The sequence below is a fragment of the Bacillus sp. AFS002410 genome, assembly GCF_002556365.1.
Classification (GTDB): Bacteria; Bacillota; Bacilli; order Bacillales; family Bacillaceae_G; genus Gottfriedia.
This window is the reverse complement of record NZ_NUEU01000033.1, coordinates 163158-170680: the sequence shown is the minus strand read 5'-3', so window position 1 is coordinate 170680 and position 7523 is coordinate 163158. Positions and strand designations below refer to the sequence as shown.

The 7523-nt window shown below is 37.2% G+C and carries 1 protein-coding gene; it reads left to right on the top strand.

The features are described from left to right. Positions 1-7421: InlB B-repeat-containing protein (locus tag CN692_RS18565; RefSeq protein ID WP_098120637.1), on the top strand; the 7421-nt coding region annotated here is incomplete at its 5' end. Between the last annotated feature and the right edge of the window lie 102 nt (positions 7422-7523).

Sequence of the window (7523 nt, the reverse complement as noted above, 5' to 3'; positions counted from 1 at the left end):
CAAATACGACGAATAATAATGATGCTTATTCAGCAAATGGGGTAGCACCTGATGTAGAGCTTCATGGTTATCGTGTTTTAGGACCAGGAGGACACGGAACAACGGAATCTGTACTAAGTGGTATCGATCAAGCTGCAAAAGATCACATGGATGTAATCAATCTATCACTTGGTGCAACAGTTAATGATCCACTATACCCAACAAGCATTGCGATTAACAATGCTACTTTAGCTGGAGTTGTGTGTGATGTTGCTGCTGGTAATAGTGGTCCTGGCCAAGCTACAGTCGGTTCACCAGGAACTTCAGCATTAGCAATTACTGTAGGTGCAAGTACAATTCCAGAAGATATTGCAACAATGACAATTAAGAATGGTTCTGCTTCATATAAAGCACGTTTATTTGGTAAAGACTTTTCTCAATCGGACGATGCGTATAAAGGTCAATCAATTCCAATCGTTGATGTTGGTCTAGGAAGTGAAGGAGATTATAGCGGAATTGATGTAAAAGGTAAACTTGTTCTAGTAAAACGTGGTGTTGATTATTTATCAACAAAAATGACAAATGCACACAATGCTGGAGCAGCAGGTATGATTATTTGGGATAATACGGATGATTCAGATACCCAAGGTTATATTCCTAGTTTCTTAGGTGTTAGCATGGATAATGTTTATTCAGTTTCTTTAACACAGGCACAGGGACAAGCTCTATCTGATGCAATTAAAAAAGACCCAAAAACGGCTAGCATTACGTTCCCTTCTACTCTGGATGCTCCTATTAGGAAGAATGGAGATGAACTGGCAAGCTTTAGTTCAACAGGTCCAGTGAAAGATTGGACAATTAAACCTGACGTTGTAGCTCCTGGTGTGGACATTTCTTCAACAGCCCCATACGATATTTGGGAGCCGCAAAACAATGGTACACATGATTATAAAGTTGCTTATCAGATTGAGTCTGGTACTTCAATGGCAACGCCGCACGCTGCTGGTATTTCAGCTTTAATTAAAGCTGCACATCCAGATTATACACCTGCAGATGTAAAAGCAGTGTTAATGAATACAGCTAAAAGTATTGATACAGATTCGAAGAGTTATAGTGTCTACCAAGTAGGTGCTGGACGTGTTGATCCTGCTCGCGCAATTGCTACAGATGTAAAAATTCAAGTGTTAGATAAAGCAGTTTCGGCGGATAATCCACAAGACGCTTCGACTCTACATGAAGTAGATAATCTTACTGGTAGCATGTTCTTTGGTTTTAAAGGAAGAGGAGAAGGTGCAACGAACGGATCAGATGATGTTGTTTCTTCAAAGGACTTTAACATTACAAATCAAGGAACTGGCAGTAAAACATTTAAAGTAAGTAGTGCGTTTATATCAACAAAATTTGCAGGATCAAATAAAGTTGGTCCAGGCACAGGAAATGATGTGAAAATCGATTTTTCTGTAGATGGCAAAAACGTAAATTCTATTAATGTTGGCGGAGGAAGTTCTGTTAAAGCAACAGCTAAAATTACAGTTCCGTCAAATTCATTAGATGGCACTTACGAAGGTTATATTAACGTAGTAAATGCAGCGGATTCGTCAGAGTCATATCGCGTTCCGTTTACAATTACAGTTGCAGAAAAAGGTATTAATAATTTCAAAGTCGCGATAAAGTCGACTGCAGTAGGAAATCTATCATCTTATAATTTCTCAGTAAATAACGAAATGGATAACTATTATATCCTAATAAAAGACAAAGACGGGAAATATATAGGGGTAGCAAATTCAATAGCAAACGGTAGTGATATCATCCCTGGTGTTCAATATGGCTCTCGTATCACTCTATTTAATGGATGGTACCTTCCATTTACAAAGGCATACGATGGAACGTATGATCAGTCTGGCATTTCAACAGACGTACAAGTATTACCAGAAGGCGCATACTCTCTTGAGATGGTTGCAACTGGTAAAGATGGACAACGTTACACATCGGAAGATACGCTATATGTCGACGGGACACCGCCAACTATGACGATGGATTCTGACTCTAAGGGCGGAATTTATGAAATTGATCCGACAGGGTATCTGCCTGGACAAGAAATTAAAGGATTCTCTGGTAAAGTATACGACTCGAACATAGATGTAATGAAAGCTAACGGAGAAACGTCAGTACCAAGTCCTCAGGATGGTAGCCAAGTTCCTGTTGATCAAGGCTTAAACAATGTTGTAGGGTATCAAGATAGTATGTTCCCAACAGTTTACTTTAAAACCGATGCGAAAGGTCGTTTCCATTTTGGTGTGACTGCTGAAGACCTTACAAATAAATGGGGAAGTCAATTTATTATTGATCCTGTTGATTATTCAGGTGAAGATGACTTGGATCTAAACAGTCAAACCTATTACTTTATTAAAAAAGGGAATCCATATGTTACTTTAACTGCATCTAATGGAGTAAATGCAGGACCAGGTAACGAAGACAAAGTGGTTGTTGATGCGGATAAACCTTTCAAAACGACAATTACAACTCACTACGGTGTTGGAATGACTGGCGGTAAATTTTTACTGAATGATAATAAGGTTTACAAATATAGTAATATCCGACTAACAGACGAGTATAAAAATTACCTTATTAGTAAAGGGATTGATCCAACTAAGGTTCTTACTGTAGGTCAGCCTTATGTTCATCCATATTATGGTGTTGGTTTAACAACAGATGTGACACTTTCTAATATAGGAGCAGCTGGTGCACTTGACCATGATATGCCAATAATTGAAGCGGATGTGACTTATTCAAGCCCTGATCCAATTACAGGACCATTCCCATATACAATGGTACAAGCGAATTTAACATTATCTGGTGATGATACAGAAATCGCATGGTTCCCAACGAATGTACCTACTGTAAGACAGAACATTTCTGTACTTAGAGGACGTTTAGCAGCGGAATCTTTCGCAAGAAATAATATAAACAATAACTATCCGCAATTCACAGTTGATTCAGGTGCAAAAATAACGGCGACGGATGATAAGGGTAATAAATTTACAACTGATCAACCGACATCTTTTAATAACACAATGGCCTATACGTTTATTAATCCATATTATGCTTTAACTATGGGTGTAAGTGACAAGCCATATTCTGTCGAAGCAAGTGTACCAGGACATTTTAAAGGATATGCAAAAACTCCGGTAATTGGAGAAAACAAATTTGGATATCAATCAGGTACTGTAAAAGATATTCCAGGTATGTTCCCAATCCTATTAGGTGGAGATGTAAATGGTGACAACGTCATCGATATGAAAGATTTATTGAAAGAAATCGATGTGTATTATCAATATAAAAACTTAGGTTATGTTGATAATCCAGACAATACTGTTGCTAAAAAGACAGCATTCTTAAACGATAACCGTGACGAGGATATTTACTGGATTAAACCAACCGGTTCAGGTTACGGGATTAATTATAACGATTTCTACTTCATCTTTAAAAACTTTGGCGTAAAAAATCAAAGTGCAATTGATGCAGGATTAACTGTTCCAACTGCGCAATTAACGGTAGATCAAGATACAACATTTAAAACTGCTTATGCAGGAGCCGCACCAACAATTACTTTAAATGCTGGAGATACAGTACAACAAGTACTACAAAAACTTAATTTCCCAGCTCCGGATATGAAAATCGAATCAACACCAAAGCTTCAAGACTTACAAAATGGTGCATCGATTTCACTTGTTCCTACAAATACAGTAATTGTAGATGATGTAGTATGGAGAAAAGCAATCACAAAAGTAATGTTAGGAACAACTGATGTGACAAATTTAGTGACAATTAACCCTGGATATATGTATGCTGACGCAAATGGTGCAGCACAAACAATGCCAGCTAAAATTACGTTCCCAGGATCGTTATTCCCAACGGCAACGAATTACACAATGACAGTGAAGGCAACAGGATATCCGGATGTAACAAAATCTCTAACAATCTCAACGGTTCCGATTCCGACACCAGCGATTCCAGTTATTACTGATCCAACAGTAGCGCATATCGGGAAGGATTTAGCTTTAAATTTCACAGAGGATGCGAAATGGAGAAATGGAATCAATAAAGTGATTGTGACGACAAATGGTGGAAAGAGTCTAGATATCACTAATTTGATCAATCCAGATACGAATCAAAAGTATTATGACATTAGTAAGCCTGGAAAAATTACGTTTAATGCGAAAACATTTATGACGAATTCAACTCTTAATCCGACTGATGGTTCGACATATAATAAAGCAACTGTAGACCCAGGTGGAACAAGTTATCTGCCACAACTTTACAAATTTACAATCAGTTCACAAGGTGCAGATGGCACTGTTTATCCAGATGTAATTGGTGGTTATGATCCTGCTTACACAGCTCAACAACCAGTTGGATATACGATTACGTTTGATAGCCAAGGTGGAACACCAATTAATCCAATAGCAGTAGGATTTAAAGCGGGCTCAAGTAGATCGAATGGTCCAAATAGTGATTTGATAAGTAATGTGACTCCTGCACCAACGAAACAAGGATATAAGTTCCTCGGTTGGTATAATGAAGCATCAGGTACAACATTATGGGATCCAATATCATTTCCTTCAACAGCAGACAAAACGGTTTATGCAAAATGGCAAATGAATACAACTCAAAATTATTCACCTGTCGATAAAGCAAACCCGAATGGATTGAAATTCGATGGAAGTAATGGAGGTATAACTGGAATTGGATGGGTGCTTGGAGAAGGAGATTTGAAAATCAACATCCCTGATTATTTAACAAATGTTTCTTGGTTAACAGGAAAAGATAAAATTGCAAATATTGAAACGACGTTCTATGCAATGAAGAGCGATGGTTCAACAGATGGAGTACCGACAAAGTATACGTTAGACCCAAGCACTTATGGCTTATCGTCTAACGGAAATAACGGAATCCTATCATTCACAACGGCAACACATGATCAAGCTGTTCAAGCAGGTCAAACTAAACTTGGTGAAAAGTTTGCTTTCAGTGAAATGCCAACTCTTGGGAATGCTGGCGCGATTAAAGGGTATAACTTAACGATCACTTCTACAACAGGAGAAACGGTTACAATTCCAAATATTCTTCTTAGTTATAGACGCCATATTGATTTAAATGGTGGTACGTTAAAAAATGCAACTGACACATTCTTTGCTGATGCGTTAATAAATGGAAAAACAAATGCGCCAAATATGTCTACAGGTGCAACACATGTAATTAATGGTAATTTAACTATTAGTCCAGACCTTTATTTGGATGCAGCAAATTCAAGTGACAAGAAGTCTGATATTACAACAAATCCGAAAGTCTTGACTGGTAATTCTATATTCTTTGTATGTTGGATGAAAGTTCCTCCTACAGTGAATAAAGACGTTGTTGGAAACATTGTTGGAAGCGACATTACTTTACCATTTACAGATGATGGAACATGGAAAAATAATATCAAATCTGTGAGCATAGGTACTAAAACTTTAGTTCTTAATAAGGATTACACGATCACAAATAATAGTATTATCCTTAAAGCTGCTCTTTTCACAGCTGGACAAAAAGTTAACGTAACGATTGTTTCAGAAGGTTATAAAGATGTGACAGTTGCTGACCAAGTAATTGGTTATACAGTGACGTTTGATTCAAATGGTGGAGATCCAGTTTCAGCTCAAATCGTAGACCGAAATGCGACTAAACCAGTTGATCCAACTAAAGTTGGCTACAAGTTCTATGGTTGGTATACAGATCAAAATTTAACTAATGCTTATGATTTTGATAACATTGTAACAAAACCAATTACCCTTTATGCGAAATATGCATTAGCTGGTTCAGTTGTAACAGCTGATACAACAGATAACGCTGTAGGAAACGATATGGTATTAGAGTACAGCGACAAAGATTGGGCAAATGCGATTACTGGCATTAACATCAACGGTCTTGCAATCGACGCATCGAAATACAATTTAGATAAAGAGAATCGTACGATTACTTTAGATAAGAGCCTGTTCTCAAGAGCTAAAGATTATACGGTTACAATAAAAGCTAAAGAGTACGCTGATGTGACATTAGTACAAAAAGTTCTAAATGGATATAATGTTCATTTCGTAATGCCAAAAGATGCTCCTGCAGTAGTGAAGGATGCAACGAAAGATTCAATAGTAGTACGTAGAATCACAGCACCAACTGCTCATGGTTATGATCTAGCTTGGTTCGCTGATGAAGCATGTACAATCCCTTGGGATTTCACAAATTCAATCTACTCTACAAAAACGATTTACGGTCAATGGAAACCAGCAAAATACACTATTATCTATGACACGCAAGATGCTGGACTAGCAGTTTCAGTGAAAGCTGAATACAATTCTTTACTTGATGAATCAAAACCAACAAGAACTGGTTACACATTTGTTGGTTGGTATAATGATGCAGAAGGTAAAACAGCATGGAACTTTGCAACAGATAAAGTAACTGATGACATGGTTCTATACGCTAAGTGGAATGTAAACTCTTATACAGTTCACTTTAATACAAATGGCGGCAGCCAAGTAGCTGACAAAGCTGCAAATTATAACACAGTTATCTCTGCACCGACAACAACGAGAACAGGCTACACATTCGTTGGATGGTACGAGGATGCTGCAGGTGATCTACCTTGGAACTTTACAAAAGATAAAGTTACAAACAACACTACTTTATATGCGAAATGGAAAATCAATTCGTATAAAGTAAGTTATGTAAGCAATGGCGGTTCTACAGTTCCTGCTCAAACTGCGAATTACAATAGCGTTATTAATTTACCAAAACCAACAAAAACGGGTTATACATTTGCTGGATGGTATAAAGATGCTACATTAAAAACAGCAGTAGGAAGTTCTGTAAAATTGGCAAGCAACATCACGCTTTACGCAAAATGGAACATTAGCACGTATACTGTTAAATTTAACAGTAACGGAGGAAGTTCAGTTGCTTCTAAAACAGCAATTTACAATGCAACAATTAGCCAACCGAAGTCTCCAACTAAAAAAGGATATGTATTCCTTGGATGGTATAAAGATGCTTCTGGTAAAGTAGCTTGGAACTTTGCGAAGGATCACGTTACAGCAAATACTACAATTTACGCTAAATGGGTAGCTATTCCAGCTAAACCATCACATGCGAAAGTATCAAAAGCTGGAAGTAGTTCTGTGAAACTAACTTGGTCAAAAGTATCAGGTGCAACAGGTTATGAAATTGTTAAAGCAACTTCAAAAACAGGATCATACTCTCACTTAACAAGTGTGACAACAACTGATTACACAAACATTGGATTAAGTAAAGGTAAAACTTACTACTACAAAATCCGTTCTTACAAAATGGTTGGATCACAAAAAGTTTATGGTGACTGGACAAGCGTAATGTCGATTAAGCTATAAAAAATGAAATAACAAGCAGTACAAATTTACTTAAAAAAATCAAAAAGGGTGCTTATGAAATCAAGAAGATTGATTAAACACCCTTTTTTGAAAGAACAACGA